Source organism: Streptomyces mirabilis, assembly GCF_018310535.1.
Taxonomy (GTDB): Bacteria; Actinomycetota; Actinomycetes; order Streptomycetales; family Streptomycetaceae; genus Streptomyces.
Genome location: NZ_CP074102.1, coordinates 3,610,062 through 3,629,805, shown reverse-complemented (window position 1 = coordinate 3,629,805; position 19,744 = coordinate 3,610,062). Strand labels below are relative to the sequence as shown.

Annotated in this window: 15 protein-coding genes and 1 rRNA gene; 12 read left to right on the top strand and 4 right to left on the bottom strand. The window is 69.9% G+C overall.

Features of this window, described 5'->3' with window-relative positions; genetic code table 11:
• The first annotated feature begins 4 nt into the window (after positions 1 to 4).
• Complete coding sequence (locus SMIR_RS15935; RefSeq protein WP_168494285.1) at positions 5 to 1,771, top strand: BACON domain-containing protein; 1,767 nt, start codon at positions 5 to 7, stop codon at positions 1,769 to 1,771.
• 46 nt (positions 1,772 to 1,817) lie between these two features.
• On the opposite strand, the gene SMIR_RS15930 is transcribed toward SMIR_RS15935, so the two are convergent.
• Positions 1,818 to 2,678 carry a DUF3109 family protein gene (locus tag SMIR_RS15930; RefSeq protein WP_168494287.1) on the bottom strand — a complete coding sequence of 287 codons (861 nt, stop codon included), beginning with the start codon at positions 2,676 to 2,678 and terminating at the stop codon, positions 1,818 to 1,820.
• A gap of 71 nt (positions 2,679 to 2,749) precedes the next feature.
• Between SMIR_RS15930 and SMIR_RS15925 the strand changes: the two genes are divergently transcribed.
• From SMIR_RS15925 to ilvD, 4 genes are all read left to right on the top strand, one after another.
• Positions 2,750 to 3,682 carry a Ppx/GppA family phosphatase gene (locus tag SMIR_RS15925; RefSeq protein WP_168494289.1) on the top strand — a complete coding sequence of 311 codons (933 nt, stop codon included), beginning with the start codon at positions 2,750 to 2,752 and terminating at the stop codon, positions 3,680 to 3,682.
• 220 nt (positions 3,683 to 3,902) lie between these two features.
• Positions 3,903 to 4,727 carry a sugar phosphate isomerase/epimerase family protein gene (locus tag SMIR_RS15920; protein WP_075032411.1) on the top strand — a complete coding sequence of 275 codons (825 nt, stop codon included), beginning with the start codon at positions 3,903 to 3,905 and terminating at the stop codon, positions 4,725 to 4,727.
• Positions 4,724 to 5,341 carry a TetR/AcrR family transcriptional regulator gene (locus tag SMIR_RS15915; protein WP_168494291.1) on the top strand — a complete coding sequence of 206 codons (618 nt, stop codon included), beginning with the start codon at positions 4,724 to 4,726 and terminating at the stop codon, positions 5,339 to 5,341. Before SMIR_RS15920 ends, SMIR_RS15915 begins: the two co-directional genes overlap by 4 nt.
• Positions 5,342 to 5,556: 215 nt before the next feature.
• Entirely contained in the window at positions 5,557 to 7,410 is a 1,854-nt protein-coding gene (gene ilvD / locus SMIR_RS15910) for a dihydroxy-acid dehydratase (RefSeq protein WP_168494293.1), read from the top strand.
• Between the two features lie 58 nt (positions 7,411 to 7,468).
• Here the strand turns inward: ilvD and SMIR_RS15905 are convergent, their stop codons facing one another.
• Positions 7,469 to 9,655 (bottom strand): serine/threonine-protein kinase, encoded by a 2,187-nt coding sequence (locus SMIR_RS15905; RefSeq protein ID WP_212727146.1) that lies wholly within the window; start codon positions 9,653 to 9,655, stop codon positions 7,469 to 7,471.
• A 161-nt stretch (positions 9,656 to 9,816) separates the two neighbouring features.
• Between SMIR_RS15905 and SMIR_RS15900 the strand changes: the two genes are divergently transcribed.
• The 3 genes from SMIR_RS15900 (at position 9,817) to SMIR_RS15890 (ending at position 11,911) form a co-directional block, all read left to right on the top strand.
• Positions 9,817 to 10,137: a peptidase gene (locus SMIR_RS15900; RefSeq protein ID WP_168494297.1), complete on the top strand. Its 321-nt coding sequence runs from the start codon at positions 9,817 to 9,819 to the stop codon at positions 10,135 to 10,137.
• Positions 10,138 to 10,203: 66 nt separating this feature from the next.
• Complete coding sequence (locus tag SMIR_RS15895; RefSeq protein WP_212727145.1) at positions 10,204 to 10,683, top strand: EamA/RhaT family transporter; 480 nt, start codon at positions 10,204 to 10,206, stop codon at positions 10,681 to 10,683.
• A 349-nt stretch (positions 10,684 to 11,032) separates the two neighbouring features.
• On the top strand, positions 11,033 to 11,911 hold the full coding sequence (locus tag SMIR_RS15890) for a class I SAM-dependent methyltransferase (RefSeq protein ID WP_212727144.1): 879 nt from the start codon (positions 11,033 to 11,035) through the stop codon (positions 11,909 to 11,911).
• On the opposite strand, the gene SMIR_RS15885 is transcribed toward SMIR_RS15890, so the two are convergent.
• The gene (locus SMIR_RS15885) at positions 11,875 to 13,311 is read right to left on the bottom strand and encodes a SulP family inorganic anion transporter (RefSeq protein ID WP_212727143.1); all 1,437 of its coding nucleotides are present in this window, start codon (positions 13,309 to 13,311) and stop codon (positions 11,875 to 11,877) included. The genes SMIR_RS15890 and SMIR_RS15885 overlap by 37 nt on opposite strands.
• A gap of 294 nt (positions 13,312 to 13,605) precedes the next feature.
• Here SMIR_RS15885 and SMIR_RS15880 point away from each other — a divergent pair, with 294 nt between their 5' ends.
• The 3 genes from SMIR_RS15880 (at position 13,606) to proC (ending at position 16,204) form a co-directional block, all read left to right on the top strand.
• Positions 13,606 to 14,409 (top strand): ABC transporter ATP-binding protein, encoded by an 804-nt coding sequence (locus tag SMIR_RS15880; protein WP_212727142.1) that lies wholly within the window; start codon positions 13,606 to 13,608, stop codon positions 14,407 to 14,409.
• Positions 14,406 to 15,206, top strand: coding sequence for an ABC transporter permease (locus SMIR_RS15875; protein WP_212727141.1), 801 nt, complete (start codon positions 14,406 to 14,408; stop codon positions 15,204 to 15,206). The genes SMIR_RS15880 and SMIR_RS15875 overlap by 4 nt, the downstream gene beginning before the upstream one ends.
• A 188-nt stretch (positions 15,207 to 15,394) precedes the next feature.
• Positions 15,395 to 16,204, top strand: coding sequence for a pyrroline-5-carboxylate reductase (gene proC, locus SMIR_RS15870; protein WP_101399937.1), 810 nt, complete (start codon positions 15,395 to 15,397; stop codon positions 16,202 to 16,204).
• Between the two features lie 63 nt (positions 16,205 to 16,267).
• On the opposite strand, the gene trpS is transcribed toward proC, so the two are convergent.
• Positions 16,268 to 17,266: a tryptophan--tRNA ligase gene (trpS, locus tag SMIR_RS15865; protein ID WP_168494305.1), complete on the bottom strand. Its 999-nt coding sequence runs from the start codon at positions 17,264 to 17,266 to the stop codon at positions 16,268 to 16,270.
• An 871-nt stretch (positions 17,267 to 18,137) separates the two neighbouring features.
• On the opposite strand from trpS, the gene SMIR_RS15860 reads away from it, so the two are divergent.
• A 16S ribosomal RNA gene (locus SMIR_RS15860) occupies positions 18,138 to 19,663 on the top strand.
• Positions 19,664 to 19,744 lie beyond the last annotated feature (81 nt).

Sequence of the window (19,744 nt, the reverse complement as noted above, 5' to 3'; positions counted from 1 at the left end):
ACGGGTGATGAGCAGCAGTCCGGAGACCTCCACGCACACCACCGGCGCACACCGGGCGCACGGAGACGCACATAAGCGGGTGACCGCGCCCCGTGGCGCGCACACCCGCACCCTGGCTCAGCGCCCTCCCGCGCGGTACGAGCCCTACTTGGACGGCCTTTTCACCTACTGCCTGTCCGTGCTGTGCGACCACGACGAGGCCACCGCCGCCCTCGGGGACGCCCTCGCGCTGGCCGAGCGCCGTGGCCAGCGCGGCCCGGCGTCCGCGGACGACCGCAGGGCCTGGCTGTACGCCCTCGCCCGCTGGTCCTGTCTGCGCAAGCTCACCGAGGCCCGGCGCAGGCGCCAGGCGGCCCACGCCTCCGGTCGGGGTACACCCGCCAAGGGCCACAAGGCCCTCTTCAAGGGGCACAAAGACGACCGGAGTGCGGCCGAGGCGCTGAGCGCCTCCGTCTCCGAGGAGGCGCAGGACCGGCGCCGGCACGAACTCGCCCTGCTGGCCTGGCCGGAGGCGGCCGGCACCACCCCCGAGCAGCGCGAGGCGCTCGAACTCGCCGTGCGCCACCAGCTCGCCGCCGCCGAGGTCGCCGCCGTCCTCGGCCTGGACCTCGTCAAGGCGCGCGAACTGCTCGCCACCGCTGCCTGCGAGGTCGAACGCACCCGCGCCGCCCTCGCCGTCGTGGAGACCGGCACCTGTCCGAGCGTCGCCCGTCTCACCGGCGACAACCAGCTCGTCCTGAGCACCACCCTGCGCCGGGAACTGGTCCGGCACGTCGACGACTGTCCGCGCTGTCGCCGTACCGCCGAGCGCGCCGCGCCCGGCGCCTGGCCCGGCACCAGCGTCACGCCCGCCGCGCTCCCCGTCCTCGAGGCCCCGCGCGCGGCCCTGCACATCGCGATGGCACACGTCCCGCGCGCGCGAGGCGCCGCTCCGCGCTTCGACCGGCGCGGCTTTCCCGTGGACCCCAAGGACCACGCCGCCCGCAGGGACCGCCTTCGCGCGCGTGCCGTCACGACGACCGTCGTCGCCACCGTCGTCGCCGCGCCCGTTCTCGCCCTCTGGGCGGCCTACCGCGGCGCGCCCCTCACCGGCGAGGGGGCCGACGGCCGCTCGATCACCGCGAGCGAGGCGCACGCGCCCGACGGCATCACCGGCGAGGAGGCGGGCGGCTACGAGAACGCCGGCAACGCCGGCGCCAGGCCCGGCGCCCGTTTCGCCAAGGGGAACCGCTCGCCCGACGTCTCCGTGGAGGTCATCAGCGCCCCCAGTGCGGGAAGCGGCGCCGGCCACCTCGCGGTCCGGGCCTCGGGCAGCGGCGACACGACCCTCGTCACGCTCGCCGCCTCCGGGAACTCACCGGTCCACTGGTCCGCCGAAACGGGGGCGTCCTGGCTCTACTTCAGCCAGTCGTCGGGAACGCTGGCCCCAGGAGAAACGTTCACGATCAAGGTGTACGTCGACCATCTTCGCGAGCCGGTGGGCCCCTGGGGCGCGCGGGTGGCGATCGCACCGGCGGGAGCGGTGGTCACGATCGGGGGGTACGGAACAGCGGGTCCGTCCGCCCCGGGCAGCTCCGGCCCGACGCCCGGCCGACCCACCCCGTCCGCCCCCGGCCCGACCCCGCCCGCCTCGGACCCGCCACCGACGCCCGGCGACCCCCAGCCGACGCCCACGGACCCGTCGCCCCCGCCACCTTCGCCGGACCCGTCGAACCCCGGCGGTTCGACGCAGCCGCCCAGCGACAGCTCCGCCCCGAGCCCGTCCTCGTGAAGCTCGCGGGGCGGGAAGGGGCGGGAAGACGATGGACCGGGGGGTCTCAGGCGACCGGATCCGCGGGATGCGGCGCCAGCAACGGCAGCTGCGAGGCCAGCCGCTCCTCGCAGAGCTCGACCAGCCGGTCGTACCCCGCCTTGCCCATCAGCTCGATCAGTTCCGGGCGGTACGAGACGTACACCGGGTCGCCCGCGCCGTGTGCCGAGGTCGCCGACGTGCACCACCAGTGCAGGTCGTGGCCGCCCGGACCCCAGCCCCGGCGGTCGTACTCGCCGATGGAGACCTGGAGCACACGCGTGTCGTCGGGCCGGTCGATCCACTCGTACGTCCGGCGCACGGGCAGCTGCCAGCAGACGTCCGGCTTGGTCTCCAGGGGTTCGCGCCCCTCCTTGAGCGCCAGGATGTGCAGCGAGCAGCCCGCGCCGCCGGCGAAGCCGGGCCGGTTCTGGAAGATGCACGAGCCCTGGTAGGGGCGGGTCTGGCGGTCGCCGTCCTCGTCCTCGGAGACCCAGCCGGTCTTCAGCCCCACGTCATGGTGCTGCCAGATGTCCGGCGTGAGCCGTGCCACGTGCCCGGCCACCCGCTTCTCGTCGTCCTCGTCGGAGAAGTGGGCCCCGAGCGTGCAGCAGCCGTCGTCGGCGCGACCGGCCTGGATGCCCTGACAGCCGCTTCCGAAGATGCAGTTCCAGCGAGAGGTCAGCCATGTCAGATCGCACCGGAAGACCTGCTCGTCGTCGGCGGGATCCGGAAACTCCACCCATGCCCGAGCGAAGTCGAGCCCCTTCTCGTCGGACACGGTGGCCTTCTTCGGGGACTTCGTCGGGGACTTCTTGGACGCGGAGGCCTTCGCCTGCGAAGAACCCTTGGTCGATTTGTCGGGCTTCGCCTTTTTCGTCTTTGGCACCCGTCCAGGGTAAGTCGCTTCAGCCCGCTCCGGGGACGGTCGACCGCCGTACTCGCAGTAGCGTTCCGTACATGAGACTCGGTGTCCTCGACGTGGGTTCGAACACGGTGCACCTGCTGGTGGTGGATGCACACCCCGGCGCGCGCCCGCTGCCCGCGCACTCGCACAAGGCCGAATTGCGGCTTGCCCAACTGCTCGACGAGAGCGGAGCGATCGGCCTCGACGGCGTCGAAAAACTGATCGCCACGGTCCGGGACGCCCTTGAGGCCGCCGAGGACAAGGGCGTCGAGGCCCTGCTGCCGTTCGCGACCTCCGCCGTGCGCGAGGCCAGCAACGCCGACGACGTGCTGGCCCGGGTGCAGGCCGAGACCGGTGTCGAGCTCCAGGTCCTGACCGGGGCGGAAGAGGCCCGGCTGACCTTCCTGGCGGCCCGCCGCTGGTTCGGCTGGTCGGCGGGGAAGCTGCTGGTCCTCGACATCGGCGGCGGCTCGCTGGAGATCGCGTACGGCATGGACGAGGAGCCGGACGCGGCGGCGTCGCTGCCACTCGGCGCCGGACGGCTGACCGCGGGCTGGCTGCCCACCGACCCCGCCGACCCGGCGGACATCAAGGCCCTGCGCCGCCACGTCCGGGCCGAGATCGCCCGGACCGTCGGCGAATTCAGCCGCTTCGGCGCCCCCGACCACGTGGTCGCCACCTCCAAGACCTTCAAGCAACTCGCCCGCCTGGCCGGCGCCGCCCGCTCCACCGACGGCCTCTACGTCCAGCGCGAACTCAAGCGCCGCTCCCTGGAGGACTGGGTCCCCCGGCTGGCCTCTATGACCGCCGACGAACGCGCCGAACTCCCCGGCGTCTCCCCCGGCCGCTCCGGCCAACTCCTCGCCGGCGCCCTCGTCGCCGAGGGCGCCATGGACCTCTTCGCCGTGGAAACCCTGGAAATCTGCCCCTGGGCCCTACGAGAGGGCGTCATCCTCCGACGCCTGGACCAGATGGCATCAGAGTGACCGAGTAACCGACGTCACGTTCCCCGCGCCCCGACAGGGGCGCGGGGAACCGCGCGCCCAGCCACAAACCACCCGCACCCGCCCACGGTGAACCCCACAACGGCGATAGGGCGCCCCACCCGGCGCCCCACCCAGCGCACACCCGACCCCCTCCAACGCCGACCCCCCAGCCAACCCCCACCGCCCCCCGCCCGACCGCCGGAGGCTTACGCTGTCCCTCGTGGCAGAACCAGTCGTGCGCATCCCGGATGCGAAGGTCGCGCTGTCCACGGCGTCCGTGTATCCGGAGTCGACGGCGACGGCCTTCGAGATCGCCGCGCGCCTCGGTTACGACGGCGTAGAGGTGATGGTCTGGACCGACCCGGTCAGCCAGGACATCGAAGCCCTCCGCCGCCTCAGCGACTACCACCAGATCCCGATCCTCGCCGTTCACGCCCCCTGCCTGCTGATCACCCAGCGCGTCTGGTCCACCGACCCCTGGGTCAAACTCCAGCGCGCCCAGGCGGCGGCGGAGAAGCTGGGCGCGTCGACGGTCGTCGTACACCCCCCTTTCCGCTGGCAGCGCCAGTACGCGCGCGACTTCGTCACGGGGATGTGGCGCATGGCGAACGAGACGGACGTACGGTTCGCCGTCGAAAACATGTACCCCTGGCGCTACCGCGACCGCGAGATGCTCGCGTACGCCCCCGACTGGGACGTGACGAAGGACGACTACCGCCACTTCACGATCGACCTCAGCCACACCTCGACGGCCCGCAGCGACGCCCTGCAGATGATCGACCGCATGGGCGACCGCCTCGGCCACGTCCACCTCGCCGACGGCAACGGCTCCAACAAGGACGAGCACCTGGTCCCGGGCCGCGGCACTCAGCCCTGCGCCGAACTGCTGGAGCGCCTCGCGCTCTCCGGCTTCGACGGCCACGTCGTCATCGAGGTCAACACCCGCCGTGCCATGTCCAGTGCCGAACGCGAGGCGGACCTGGCGGAGGCGCTGGCCTTCACCCGCCTGCACCTGGCCTCCGCGGTGAAGGTGCCCCGCCGGTGACGGACGCCGCCACCCCCCGTCGTAGGGGACGGCCTTCCCGTACGGAGACGGAGGCGGCCCCCGCCACCCGCGACCGCATCCTGGACGCCGCCCGCGAGGAGTTCTCCGAGCGCGGCTACGAGAAGACGTCGGTGCGCGGCATCGCCAAGGCCGCCGGGGTGGACTCCGCCCTCGTGCACCACTACTTCGGCACCAAGGAGCAGGTCTTCGAGGCGGCCATCGAGGTCGCGTTCGCGCCCGCCCTGGCCGCGCCCACCGCGGTCGAGGACGGCCCCCTCGACACGGTCGGCGAGCGCCTGACCCGCTTCCTCCTCGGTATCTGGGAGAACCCCACCACTCGGACCCCGCTGCTCGCCATCGTCCGTTCCGCCGTGAACAACGAGACCGCGGCCGCCGTCTTCCGCCGCCTGGTCGCCGCCCAGCTGCTGCGCCGCATCGCGGGCCGCCTCGACCTCCCCGACGCGGAACTGCGCGCCGAACTGGCGGCGGCCCAGCTGGTGGGGGTGGCGATGCTCCGCTACGTCATCAAGGTCGAGCCGCTGGCCTCGGCGGACGTGGAACGCATCGTGGAGCGGGTGGCCCCGGTGGTACAGGGCCACTTGACAGCCCCGTGAGCTGAGCGCCCCCGAAGGGGCGCGGGGAACTGCGCGCTCAGCCACATCGGACCCCCACCCACCCAGCCACCCACCCACTGAGAACAACCCCGGCACTCGCCCCCTGGCACTCGCCCCCCGAGACGCGCATCCCGCATTCCGGACGCCCCGTCCGAATCCTGGCGCACCGGCGTAGGCTCGACCTCAGTCATTACTCTCCGAAGGAGCGAGCGACGATGCCCGAGCTGAGGTCCCGCACAGTCACCCACGGCCGCAATATGGCGGGCGCACGCGCCCTTATGCGCGCCTCCGGTGTACCGGGCGCGGACATCGGACGGAAGCCGATCATCGCGGTCGCCAACTCCTTCACGGAGTTCGTGCCGGGCCACACCCACCTCCAGCCCGTCGGCCGCATCGTCAGCGAGGCGATCACCGCGGCCGGGGGCATCGCGCGCGAGTTCAACACGATCGCGGTCGACGACGGCATCGCGATGGGCCACGGCGGCATGCTGTACTCCCTGCCCTCCCGCGACCTGATCGCGGACTCGGTCGAGTACATGGTGGAAGCCCACTGCGCCGACGCCCTGATCTGCATCTCGAACTGCGACAAGATCACCCCCGGCATGCTCATGGCGGCCCTGCGCCTGAACATCCCGACGGTCTTCGTCTCCGGCGGCCCCATGGAGTCCGGCCGCGCCACCCTGGTCGACGGCACGGTCCGTACGCTCGACCTGGTCGACGCGATCTCCGACGCGGTGAACGACAAGATCTCGGACGAGGACATCCTCCGTATCGAGGAGAACGCCTGTCCGACCTGTGGCTCCTGCTCCGGCATGTTCACCGCCAACTCGATGAACTGCCTGACCGAGGCCATCGGCCTGTCCCTCCCCGGCAACGGCTCGGTGCTCGCCACCCACACGGCCCGCAAGGGTCTGTACGAGGACGCGGCCCGCACGGTGGTCGAGATCACGCACCGCTATTACGACCAGGACGACGAGTCGGTCCTGCCCCGCAACATCGCCACGCACGCCGCGTTCGAGAACGCCATGGCCCTCGACATCGCCATGGGCGGCTCCACCAACACGATCCTGCACCTGCTGGCCGCCGCCCAGGAGGCGGGCGTCCCCTTCGGCCTGGACGAGATCAACGAGGTCTCGCGCCGCGTGCCGTGCCTCGCCAAGGTCGCCCCGAACGTCGCCAAGGACCGCACGTACTACATGGAGGACGTGCACCGGGCAGGCGGCATCCCCGCCCTGCTGGGCGAACTGCACCGCGCGGGCCTCCTGAACGAGGACGTCCACTCGGTCCACAGCCCGTCCCTCTCCGACTGGCTGAAGACCTGGGACGTGCGCGCCGGCTCCCCGTCCCCCGAGGCGATCGAACTGTGGCACGCGGCCCCCGGCTGCGTCCGCTCCTCCGAGGCCTTCTCCCAGTCCGAGCGCTGGGAAGCCCTCGACGAGGACGCCGAGAACGGCTGCATCCGCTCCGCCGAGCACGCCTACTCCAAGGACGGCGGCCTGGCGGTCCTCAAGGGCAACCTGGCGGTCGACGGCTGCGTCGTGAAGACGGCGGGCGTCGACGAGTCCATCTGGACCTTCGAGGGCCCCGCGGTCGTCTGCGAGTCTCAGGAAGAGGCCGTCGACAAGATCCTCCGCAAGGAGATCACGCACGGCGACGTCGTCGTCATCCGCTACGAGGGCCCCAAGGGCGGCCCCGGCATGCAGGAGATGCTCTACCCGACGTCCTTCCTCAAGGGCCGCGGCCTCGGCAAGACCTGCGCCCTGATCACCGACGGCCGCTTCTCCGGCGGCACCTCGGGCCTGTCCATCGGCCACGCCTCCCCCGAGGCGGCCTCCGGCGGCACCATCGCCCTGGTCCAGGACGGCGACCGCATCCACATCGACATCCCGAACCGCTCGATCGAACTCCTGGTCTCCGACGAGGAACTCGCCACCCGCCGCAGCGCCCTGAACGGCGTCTACGCCCCCGCAAACCGCGACCGCAAGGTCTCCGCCGCCCTCCGCGCCTACGCCGCGATGGCAACGAGCGCGGACAAGGGCGCCGTACGAGACGTTTCCAAGCTGGGCTGATCCGCCCCCAGAAGCTCATCGGAAGGGGCCGCTCCGTGGGAGCGGCCCCTTCGGCGCTTCACCAGGCGGAGGGATCGCGCCCGTCGACCGCGAAGAGCGATCCGTCCGGAGCGGCCGAGTAGACCTTCCCGTCGGCCGCGAGCGGCGCCGGGATCGCGCTGACGAGCGAGCCCCGGTCGTCGCCGAGCCGCGACCTCGTCTGACCGAGCAGGGTGCCGCGTGCGGTGTCCACGGCCAGGAGCCGTCCGTCCACCGCGGTCAGATAGAGCCGTCGCCCGGACACGACCGGAGCCGAGGCCGTGCTGACGGAGGTCTCCACGCGCCAGAGCTGGGCCGACGTCCCGGTGTCCACGGCGACCAACGCCCCTCCGCCGGCCAGCAGGTACACCGTGTCGCCCTGTACGGCGCCTTGTGACGACGGCAGCGGAATGGGCAGCGGAATCCGGCGGACCGAGCGATCGGCCGTGTCGTACCGCACGACGGCATCCGTGTACTGGTCGGTCGCGCTCGAGGTGAACCAGACCACTCCGTCACGGGCTCCCACGATGGTCAGCGTCCCGTCCAGACCCCGCTGCCAGCGCGTGGCGCCGGTCTGCGGGTCCACGGCTGTCACCCGTGTCCCGTTCCCGGTCCCCGTCACGGCGTAGGCGACTGCGTCCCCGTACGAGAAGAAGCTCGGCGACGGCTGGCCGGGGATCGAGCGGTGCCACTTCTCCTCGCCCGTCGCGGCATCGAGTGCGGTGACCTTGCCGTCCGGCCCGGTGAGCAGGACGACGCCGCCGACGTGGGCGATACGACCCTGGTAGCGCGCGGTGTCTCGGCTCCACCGGGTTGTGCCCGTGGCGGGGTCCAGCGCCGTCAGCCGTCGTCCGTCCCCGCTGACGACCTGCAGTAGCCCGCCGGACAGCACGGGCGGCGCCGTCGTCGAGTAGTGGCTTCCCCGGTCCGTGTCGCCGCGCGACCACAAGATGTGTCCGTCGGCCGGGTCGACCGCGGCGGCCAGGACGCCGGGACGGACGCAGTACAACTCGTGCGGTGTGTACGCGCATCGGGGCAGGCCCGCGGCCTTGGCGCCGCGGGTGCTCAGGGAGGTGTCCCATGGCCGGAAGCCGCTCTGCGACCGCTGTCCCGCGCTCTTCTTCGGCGTCTTGACGTCGGGGCTGTCGAGGAGGGCGAAGGCGCCGACGACCACAGCGGTGACCACGGCCGCGGTAACGGCGACCGCGAGCCGCCAACGCCTTGCGAGGACCCTCTTGAGTTTCCTGGACTCCTCGGGCCTCTTCGGCATGGAGGGTTTGACCCGCGCGGACGTCGCCGACTGCCCGCTCGGTCCACGCTGTTCAGGGACGCCCGAGCTGCGCTGCTCGGCAATGTCTGATCCACGCTGCTCAGGAATGAACGCCTGCGTGTCGTACGAGGCCGACACCGACTTCAGCGCCGTCATCAGCTCGTCCGGTGTGGGCCGGTCCTCGGGCTCCTTGGCGAGGCAGCGCGCGACAAGGCCGGCCATCTCCTCCGGGACACCTGTCAAGTCCGGCTCGTCATGGACGACTTGATAGGCCACGAGATACGGGCTGTCGGAGTCGAAGGGGCCGCTCCCGGTGGCCGCGTGCACGATCACCGAGCCCAGCGCGAAGACATCGGCGGCCGGTCCGACCTCCCGCGGCCTGCGGAATTGCTCCGGCGCCATGAACGGCGGCGTGCCGATCAATTTGCCTGTCTCTGTCCGCAGTTCACTGTCGGAAGGCCGCGAAATGCCGAAGTCGATGACTTTGGGGCCGTCGTCGGCCAGGAGGACATTGCTGGGCTTGAGATCGCGGTGCACGACACCGGCCCGGTGAATGTCGCGCAGCGCCTCGGCGAGGCCGGCCATCAGGTGGCGCAGCCGGGCCGGAGACAGTGCCCCATTCCGCTTCACATGCTCGGCGAGGGTCGGCCCGGGAATGAACAGCGTGGCCATCCACGGGTGTTCGGCCTCGGGATCGGCGTCCACCACGGGCGCGGTGAAGGCACCGCTCACCCGCCGAGCCGCCGCGACCTCCTGCCTGAACCGCCCCCGGAACTCGGGGTCTTGTGCGAATCCGGCATGTACGACCTTGACGGCGAGCCGCAACCCGGAGGCGGACCGCGCCAGATGCACGATGCCCATGCCACCGGAGCCGAGCTGCGCCTCCAGCTGGTACTGCCCGGCAAATCGCGGAAGTTCCGCTTCCGGGTCTGTACCGGCGCTGCGCTCTGGCGGCATCACTCACCCCCCGTGGGTCCGTCCGCATGCGCGACGCGCAGAGCCTAGTCGATGCTTCGTGCGAACCATCGGCGGCTTGCTAGCCTCGACGCGCAGCGCGATTTTGGCGTGAACCGTTCACGGCAAGCGTTTCGGACAAGCATTCAACGGGGGAGGCCAGGATGGCCACGGAAGACATAGAGATCGCAGGCGCGGGGGAGACGGTGGCGGCCGAGCCGCTGAGCGCGGAGTCGACCCGCACGTATCCCCTCGCACCGGGATACAGCGTCAACGTCCGCAGCGGCCCGGGCACGCACTACAGCATCGTCCGCACCCTGCCGGCGGGCTCGAGCGTCCCGATCTACTGCCAGTGCCCGGGGGAGTCCGTCAGCGGTTACTACGGGACGACGAACGTCTGGGACAACATCGCCAACGGCCAGTTCGTGTCCGACGCCTATGTGAAGACGGGCAGCGACGGTTACGTCGCGCCGCGCTGCGCCTGACCGAACGAGACCAGGGGCCCGAAGGAGGTCCGGGGCCCCGCGGCCGACCGGAGCGATAATCGTCGAGTGAGTGACGAGAACCAGTCCGGGACCCCCGCGGGACCCCAGCCCGAACCCCTCCGTTTCTTCGGGACGACCTGGGTGGCCCAGGACGGCGGCTACACGGCCCGCCGCATCGCCGTGGCCGTCGGCTCGCTCGCCGCCGCGGTCGCCGCCTGTTTCGTGCTCCGCTTCGCCTACCAGGGCCTGGCGATCGCGGACGTCGGCAAACCGGTGACCCTCCTGGTCGTGGTGATGTTCGCGGTGTGCAGCGCGCTCGCGTTCCGGCACACCTGGGACGCCTTCTCCAAGCGCCCCGACCCCGACCGCCAGGCCTCCATCCGGGGCCTCCTGGCCATCGGCTTCATCGGCTCCCTCCTCGCCTACGCCTTCCGCACCCTCACCGAGGCCCCGGGCGAGCAGCTCGCCCGCGAGGAGTACGAGGGGGCGCGCCGCCAGTACGAGCGCCGCTCCCGCAACCCCTCAAAAAAACGCCGCCGCCCCTGACACACCCCCTGGAGTCCCTTCGTCGACGGGTGCCGCCCACTTCCCCGCGCCCTCAAGAGGCCTGGGCGCATCCTTCCGCCCCTCTGGCGCGCGGAACGAGGCCGATGGGCCGATGGGCGTCGGGGCACTGGGGCGCAGCCCCGTGCCCCAGGGGCGCGGGGAACTGCGGGACCGGCCCCCACCCACCCGCAGCCGAAGAACCCACCTGGGGGGTCCGGGGGCGGAGCCCCCAGGTACGGATGATGGGGGTACCCCCTGCTCGAGCGAAGCCGAGAGCTTGGGGGGAGGGTAGGGGCGGCGGGGGCGAAATCCGCTGTTCTCCACCCCCGACCCGCACCACCATTCCCTTATGACGACCCACCCGCGGTTCTCCCACACCACCCGAGCCCACTCCTTCAACACGGCCGCAGCCCAGTACGCCGCGAACCGCCCCTCCTACCCACCCGCCCTCTTCACCACCCTCGAAGACCTGGCCGCCCGCCCCCTCAAGGGCGCGAAGGTCATCGACGTAGGCGCGGGCACCGGCATCGCCACCACCCTCCTGCACGCCCGGGGCGCGGACGTCATCGCCGTGGAACCCGGCGAGGGCATGGCCGCGGAGTTCCGTCGCGCCCACCCCGACATCCCCCTCGTCCGGGGTACCGGCGACACCCTCCCCCTCGCCACCGCCTCCGCCGACTTCCTCACCTACGCCCAGTCCTGGCACTGGACGAACCCGGCCCGCTCCCTCCCGGAGGCCTTCCGCGTCCTGCGCCCCGGCGGCGCCCTGGCGCTCTGGTGGAACACGTCCGCCCTCGACGTCCCCTGGATCGCCGCCCAGTCCCAGCGCATCGATCAGTACTTCGAGGACGCCCACCCCACGGAAGAAGGCACCGCCGCCACGAAAGCCAAACAAGGCGCCGCCACCAAGACCGAAGAAGACACCGCCACCAAGACCAAGAAAGACACCGAATCCCACCAGCGAACCGCAGGCTTCCTCACCGAACGCGCCTTCAAAGGCGCCCCCGAACTCCCGCCCCACACCCACCGCATCGTCCGCTGGAGCCGTCACGTCCCCGTGGACACCCACCTCGCCAACATCGGCAGCCACTCGGCCTTCCTGGTCCTCGGCAAGGAGGACACCGACGCCTTCCTCGCCGAGGAGCGCACCCGCCTCCTGGAGACCTTCCCGGACGGCCGGGTCGAGGAGGTCTACGAGGTACTGGTGATCGTGGCCACCCGCTCGTGATCGCGCGCGGCGGTCCACCGCTCCAGGGCCGCCGCACACGCGTGGTCCACATGCCGCAACCCGCCCAACTCCAGCCGTACGTCACGATCGTGCGGCAACGCCTCCAAGGCGTCCAGCAGCTTCGGCAGCCGCAGGAACGTGGCGTTGCCCATCACCCGTACGACCATCCCCGCGGCCCCCCGGTCCTCCGTCTCCACGTGCACATGGCTGATGTCCCACGCGGTCTTTGCGACGGCGAGCGCAAGCCCGACCAGCACCCCTTCAAACAGATTCCCCACCACGATCGCCACCGCCGTCACACCCAGTACGACTACCTCCCCGCGATGCCCGCGCCACAGCACCCGCACCTCCCGCACCGGCACCAACTTGCAGCCCGCGTGCACCAGCAACCCCGCCAGCGCCGCCACCGGAATGATCCCGAGGACCCCGGGCACCACCACCGTGAAGACCAGCAGCCACACCCCGTGCAGTACGCGCGAGACCTTGGTCTGCGCCCCGGCCTGCACATTCGCCGCGCTCCGCACGATCACCGCGGTCATCGGCAGCGCCCCGAGCGCCCCGCACACGGTGTTCCCCGCACCCTGCGCGATGAGCTCACGGTCGTAGTCGGTCCGTGGCCCCCGGTGCAGACGGTCCACCGCCGCCGCGCTGAACAGCGACTCGGCGGAGGCGATCAGAGCGAAGGCGACCACCGTCCCGAGCATGCCCACTTCCGTGAGCCGGCCCAGGTCCGCCAAGGACGGCGGCTGTACGGCATCGAGCAGCCCGCGCACCTCGACCCGCCGCACGGGCAGATCGAACACCCCGGTCACACCCGCCGCGAGCGCCACCGCCAGCAACGGCGCCGGCACCACCCGCGCCCCGCGCCGCCAACGCGGCCACAGCAGCAGTACGACCACGGTGGCGCCCCCGACCGCGAGAGCCACCGGGTCCGCGTCCCCGGGCAGCGACACCAGCCCGGCGATCTTCCCGAGCCCGCTCGCGGGCGCGGACGCGTCACCCATCGCGTAGACCTGGCCCGCGATCAGCACGAGCCCGATCCCGGCGAGCATCCCCTGCACCACCGCGACGGACACGGCCCGGAACCACCGCCCGAGCCGCAGCGCCCCGAGCGTGAGTTGCACCAGCCCGGCGCCGAGCACCAGCACACCCAGGGCCCGCAGCCCGTACGTCTGCACCGCCTCGTACACCAGCACGGTCAGCCCGGCCGCGGGCCCGCTCACCTGAAGGCTGCTCCCGGGCAGCACCCCGGCGACCAGGCCACCGACTATTCCGGTCACCAGCCCCAACTCGGCCGGCACGCCCGAGGCGATGGCGACCCCTACACACAACGGCAACGCGACGAGAAACACGACGAGAGACGCGGACAGATCGGCTCGACGCAGATCGGCTTTACGCATGGCGACGGCACCTCCGGTTGAGTGCGGAAGATGCGTGGGTGCCGAGCCGGGGGAGGGCGCGGCGGATCCAACGGCGCGGCACCAAGGCCGGTGGGCATATGACCGCGCACTGAAATCCATTGTCGGTAACGGGAGTTGATCGCGCAGCCCTTCCGTGTAACCGCCGAGTGAACACGGAAGCGCACCACCCCACCGCACGCCGGAGTGCCCCCTTCCGATCGCGCCGCCGCGCGCCTGCGCCGGCGGATGCGACCGGGCTTGACGACGCCACTCCTCCCGCGCAATATTCATCGCATGATGAATATTGCTCCCCGGCCCCCCGACCGCCCCACGGCCACGGCCATCCGCGCCGAAGGCCTCACCGTCGTACGCGGCCCCCGTACCGTCCTGCGCGGCCTCGACTTCGCCGTACCCCGCGGCCAGATCACCGGACTCCTCGGCCCTTCCGGCTGCGGCAAGTCCACCCTCATGCGCGCCATCGTCGGCACCCAGGCCAAAGTCACCGGCACCCTCGAAGTCCTCGGCCGCCCCGCCGGCGACGCCGCACTGCGCTCCCGCATCGGATACGTCACCCAGGCCCCCTCGGTCTACGACGACCTGACCATCCGCCAGAACCTCGACTACTTCGCCGCGATCCTCGACCCCGGCCGCGCCGCCGCCGACCGCCGCGACGCCCATGTCACCCAGGCCATCGCCGACGTCGACCTCACCAGCCACGCCGACGCCCTCGCCGGCAACCTCTCCGGCGGCCAGCGCAACCGCGTCTCCCTCGCGGTCGCCCTGCTCGGCACCCCCGAACTCCTGGTCCTCGACGAGCCCACCGTCGGCCTCGACCCGGTCCTGCGCCGCGACCTGTGGAACCTCTTCCACGCCATCGCCACGGAATGGAAGGCGACGCTGCTGGTCTCCTCCCATGTCATGGACGAGGCCGAGCGCTGCCACCGACTGCTCCTGATGCGCGAGGGCGAGATCCTCGCCGACGACACGCCCGACGCCCTGCGCGAACGCACCGGCCGCGACACCGTCGAGGCCGCCTTCCTCCACCTGGTCGACGAGGCCACCGCGACCGGCGACGCCCGCAAGGAGACCGTCCGATGAACACGGCCACCACCACGCACACGGGCACGGACACGACGGCCCCCGCCCGTCCGAGCGCGATCAACTACTCCCGTACGACCGCCACCGCGACCCGCGTCCTGCGCCAGCTCCGCCACGACCCGCGCACCATCGCGCTGATGATCCTCATCCCGTGCCTGATGCTCGTCCTGCTCCGCTACGTCTTCGACGGCAGCGCGCGCACCTTCGACTCCATCGGGGCCTCCCTCCTCGGGATCTTCCCGCTGATCACGATGTTCCTGGTCACCTCCATCGCCACCCTGCGCGAACGCACCTCGGGCACCCTGGAACGCCTCCTCGCCATGCCGCTCGGCAAGGGCGACCTGATCGCCGGCTACGCCCTGGCCTTCGGCGCCGTCGCCGTCGTCCAGTCGGCCCTGGCCACGGGCCTCGCGGTCTGGTTCCTCGGCCTCGACGTCACGGGGTCCCCCTGGCTCCTGCTGCTCGTGGCCCTCCTCGACGCCCTGCTCGGCACGGCCCTCGGCCTCTTCGTCTCGGCCTTCGCGGCCTCGGAATTCCAGGCGGTCCAGTTCATGCCGGCGGTGATCTTTCCTCAACTCCTCCTCTGCGGCCTCTTCACGGCCCGCTCCACCATGCACCCCGTCCTCGAAGCCCTCTCCGACGTCCTCCCCATGTCCTACGCAGTCGACGGCATGAACGAAGTCCTCAAGCACACCGACATGACGGCCAACTTCGTCCGCGACGCGTTCATCGTGGCGGGATGCGCCCTCCTGGTCCTGGCCCTGGGCGCCGCAACCCTGAGGCGCCGCACCGCATGACGAACCCATGCCGACGGGCACCGGGGCGCAGCGCCGTGCCCCAGAGGCGCGGGGAACTGCGCGCCCGGCCCCCACCCACCCGAAGCCAAGAACCCACCCCCGTCCGCCCAACGGACACCCCACCCCGCCCAACCCCCCAAGTGCGAGGATGACCCCAGGACGACGCACCCCCGGAGGGCACCCGCACCATGACCCAGAAAGTCGCAGTCCTCGGCACCGGCAAGATCGGCGAAGCCCTGCTCAGCGGAGTGATCCGATCAGGCTGGGCCCCCGCCGACCTGCTGGTCACGGCCCGCCGCCCCGAGCGCGCCAGGGAACTCCAGGAGCGCTACGGCGTCACCGCCGTCACCAACGCCGAGGCCGCCAAGAACGCCGACACCCTGATCCTCACGGTCAAGCCGCAGGACATGGGCACCCTCCTCGACGAACTCGCCCCCCACGTCCCCGCCGACCGCCTGGTGATCAGCGGCGCGGCGGGCATCCCCACCTCCTTCTTCGAGGAGCGCCTGGCCGCGGGCACCCCCGTCGTCCGGGTCATGACGAACACCCCCGCCCTCGTCGACGAGGCGATGTCCGTCATCTCCGCCGGCAGCCACGCCACCGAAGCGCACCTCGCCCACACCGAGGAGATCTTCGGCGCCGTCGGCAAGACACTGCGCGTCCCCGAGTCCCAGCAGGACGCCTGCACCGCCCTCTCCGGCTCGGGACCGGCGTACTTCTTCTACCTGGTCGAGGCCATGACGGACGCGGGCATCCTGCTCGGCCTGCCCCGCGACAAGGCACACGACCTGATCGTCCAGTCCGCGATCGGCGCCGCCGTGATGCTCCGCGACAGCGGGGAGCACCCCGTGAAACTCCGCGAGGCCGTCACCTCTCCCGCGGGCACCACGATCAACGCGATCCGCGAACTCGAGAACCACGGCGTCCGCGCGGCCCTCATCGCCGCACTGGAGGCAGCCCGCGACCGCAGCCGCGAACTGGCCTCCGGCAACAGCTAGAGGCAGCGGGGCCGGGGCCACCGCCCCGGCCCGCCGTCAATGACCTCTCTCCCCTCAGGGACTTCAGCCGGCGGCCAGCAGCCCGATCGCCCGATACGCCTCGTCCACCCGAGGCCGCGCCATCTCCCGGGCCTTCCCGGCGCCGTCGCGCAAAACCGCCTCCACATATGAGGGATCCGCGCACAACCGCTTGTGCCTCTCCTGCACGGGCCTGAGGAGTTCGATCACGGCCTCGGCGGTGTCCTTCTTCAAAGCGCCGTAGGACTCGTACGCACCGCCGAGGGTCTCCGGATCCCCACCTTCACAGGCGGCGAGAATCTCCAGCAGGTTCGAGACCCCCGGCCGCGTCTCGGGGTCGTACAGGACGTCCTGCCCGCTGTCGGTCACAGCCCGCATGATCTTCTTCCGTACGGCATCCGGCTCGTCGAGCAGATAGACGACGCCGGGCCCCACGTCATCGCTCTTCCCCATCTTCGACATCGGCTCCTGCAGATTCATGACCCGCGCCGCGATCTGAGGCCGCGTGGCCCGGGGCACCACGAAGGTGTGCCCGTAGCGCTGGTTGAACCGCACCGCGAGATCCCGGGTCAGCTCCACATGCTGCGTCTGGTCGTCCCCGACCGGCACCTCGTCCGTCCCGTAAGCCAGGATGTCCGCCGCCATCAGCACGGGATAAGTCAGCAGGGACAGCCGCACACTCCCGCCCCGCTCCCGCTCGCGCGAGGCCTTCTCCTTGTACTGGATCATCCGCCGCATCTCCCCGTCGGTCGCGACGCACTCCAGCAGATACGACAGCCGCGCGTGCTCGTCCACATGACTCTGTACGAAGACGGTGCACAGCTCCGGATCGAGCCCCGAGGCCAGCAACAACGTCGCCGCCTGCCTACTGAGCCTGCGCACCCGCCCCGGATCGTGGTCCACGGTCAGCGCGTGCAGATCGACGACGCAGAACAGGGCGTCGGCCTGGTGCTGATCGACATCGACCCACCGCCGGATGGCCCCGAGATAGTTCCCCAGCGTCAGATGCCCGGTCGGCTTGACCCCACTGAAGACCCGTGTCATCACTCCACCTCCTGGTCGAGGCCGCCGCACCCGCCGGCCGGCTCCCCAGGAGGGAGACACAAAAACGGCCGCCGAGGCGGCGGCCGTTGAGTACATACGTGAGTACGGCCGCCCGTCAGGCGGCCCACCACTGCTGGGTGCACGTATGTGTAGTCATGGCTCCGAGCGTACGCCTCCGGAGGGCATCCCGGAGCGGAGTTGACACGCCCCCACCTGGTACGTAATGTTCTCCGAGTTGTCCGACGTGAGCGCCGACCCCGGTCGGTCCCCGGACAGCCATTCCGCAACAAGCACTCAACGAACGGCGACCCGTCGTCGGCTCGTTTTCATGCGTGTTTGCGAAATGAGGAATCCGCGTTCGAAAGGGCGCCACCCCGATTAGCTCGGGAGCCAGGAATCCGCTAAAGTCTCACTCGTCGGAACGGCCCAAGGGCTGGGAAGGCAAGCCCCACTGACTGGGAATCAGGCCCGAAAGGATCTGATAGAGTCGGAACCGCCGGAAAGGGAAACGCGAGAGCGGGAACCTGGAAAGCACCGAGGAAATCGGATCGGGAAACGGTCTGATAGAGTCGGAAACGCAAGAACAAAGCAAGACAGCAAGACAGCAAGACCGAAGGGAAGCGCCCGGAGGAAAGCCCGAGAGGGTGAGTACAAAGGAAGCGTCCGTTCCTTGAGAACTCAACAGCGTGCCAAAAATCAACGCCAGATATGTTGATACCCCGTCTCCGGCCGATCGGCTGGGACGAGGTTCCTTTGAAAAAGTCCTGCCGGGCACTGTCCGGTAGGCGCACAGCGAGGACGCTGTGAACCGAGGGGATTATTCCTCTCCTTGGTTCCGCTCTCGTGGTGTCGTCCCGATTACGGGAAAACATTCACGGAGAGTTTGATCCTGGCTCAGGACGAACGCTGGCGGCGTGCTTAACACATGCAAGTCGAACGATGAAGCCCTTCGGGGTGGATTAGTGGCGAACGGGTGAGTAACACGTGGGCAATCTGCCCTTCACTCTGGGACAAGCCCTGGAAACGGGGTCTAATACCGGATAACACCTGCCCGGGCATCCGGGTGGGTTAAAAGCTCCGGCGGTGAAGGATGAGCCCGCGGCCTATCAGCTTGTTGGTGAGGTAGTGGCTCACCAAGGCGACGACGGGTAGCCGGCCTGAGAGGGCGACCGGCCACACTGGGACTGAGACACGGCCCAGACTCCTACGGGAGGCAGCAGTGGGGAATATTGCACAATGGGCGAAAGCCTGATGCAGCGACGCCGCGTGAGGGATGACGGCCTTCGGGTTGTAAACCTCTTTCAGCAGGGAAGAAGCGAAAGTGACGGTACCTGCAGAAGAAGCGCCGGCTAACTACGTGCCAGCAGCCGCGGTAATACGTAGGGCGCAAGCGTTGTCCGGAATTATTGGGCGTAAAGAGCTCGTAGGCGGCTTGTCACGTCGGGTGTGAAAGCCCGGGGCTTAACCCCGGGTCTGCATTCGATACGGGCTAGCTAGAGTGTGGTAGGGGAGATCGGAATTCCTGGTGTAGCGGTGAAATGCGCAGATATCAGGAGGAACACCGGTGGCGAAGGCGGATCTCTGGGCCATTACTGACGCTGAGGAGCGAAAGCGTGGGGAGCGAACAGGATTAGATACCCTGGTAGTCCACGCCGTAAACGGTGGGAACTAGGTGTTGGCGACATTCCACGTCGTCGGTGCCGCAGCTAACGCATTAAGTTCCCCGCCTGGGGAGTACGGCCGCAAGGCTAAAACTCAAAGGAATTGACGGGGGCCCGCACAAGCAGCGGAGCATGTGGCTTAATTCGACGCAACGCGAAGAACCTTACCAAGGCTTGACATACACCGGAAACGGCCAGAGATGGTCGCCCCCTTGTGGTCGGTGTACAGGTGGTGCATGGCTGTCGTCAGCTCGTGTCGTGAGATGTTGGGTTAAGTCCCGCAACGAGCGCAACCCTTGTTCTGTGTTGCCAGCATGCCCTTCGGGGTGATGGGGACTCACAGGAGACTGCCGGGGTCAACTCGGAGGAAGGTGGGGACGACGTCAAGTCATCATGCCCCTTATGTCTTGGGCTGCACACGTGCTACAATGGCAGGTACAATGAGCTGCGAAGCCGTGAGGCGGAGCGAATCTCAAAAAGCCTGTCTCAGTTCGGATTGGGGTCTGCAACTCGACCCCATGAAGTCGGAGTTGCTAGTAATCGCAGATCAGCATTGCTGCGGTGAATACGTTCCCGGGCCTTGTACACACCGCCCGTCACGTCACGAAAGTCGGTAACACCCGAAGCCGGTGGCCCAACCCCTTGTGGGAGGGAGCTGTCGAAGGTGGGACTGGCGATTGGGACGAAGTCGTAACAAGGTAGCCGTACCGGAAGGTGCGGCTGGATCACCTCCTTTCTAAGGAGCATCTAGGCCGCCAAGCTTGCTTGGTGGTCCAGGGCCATTACGTCGGCACACGTTCGACGGTGGTTGCTCATG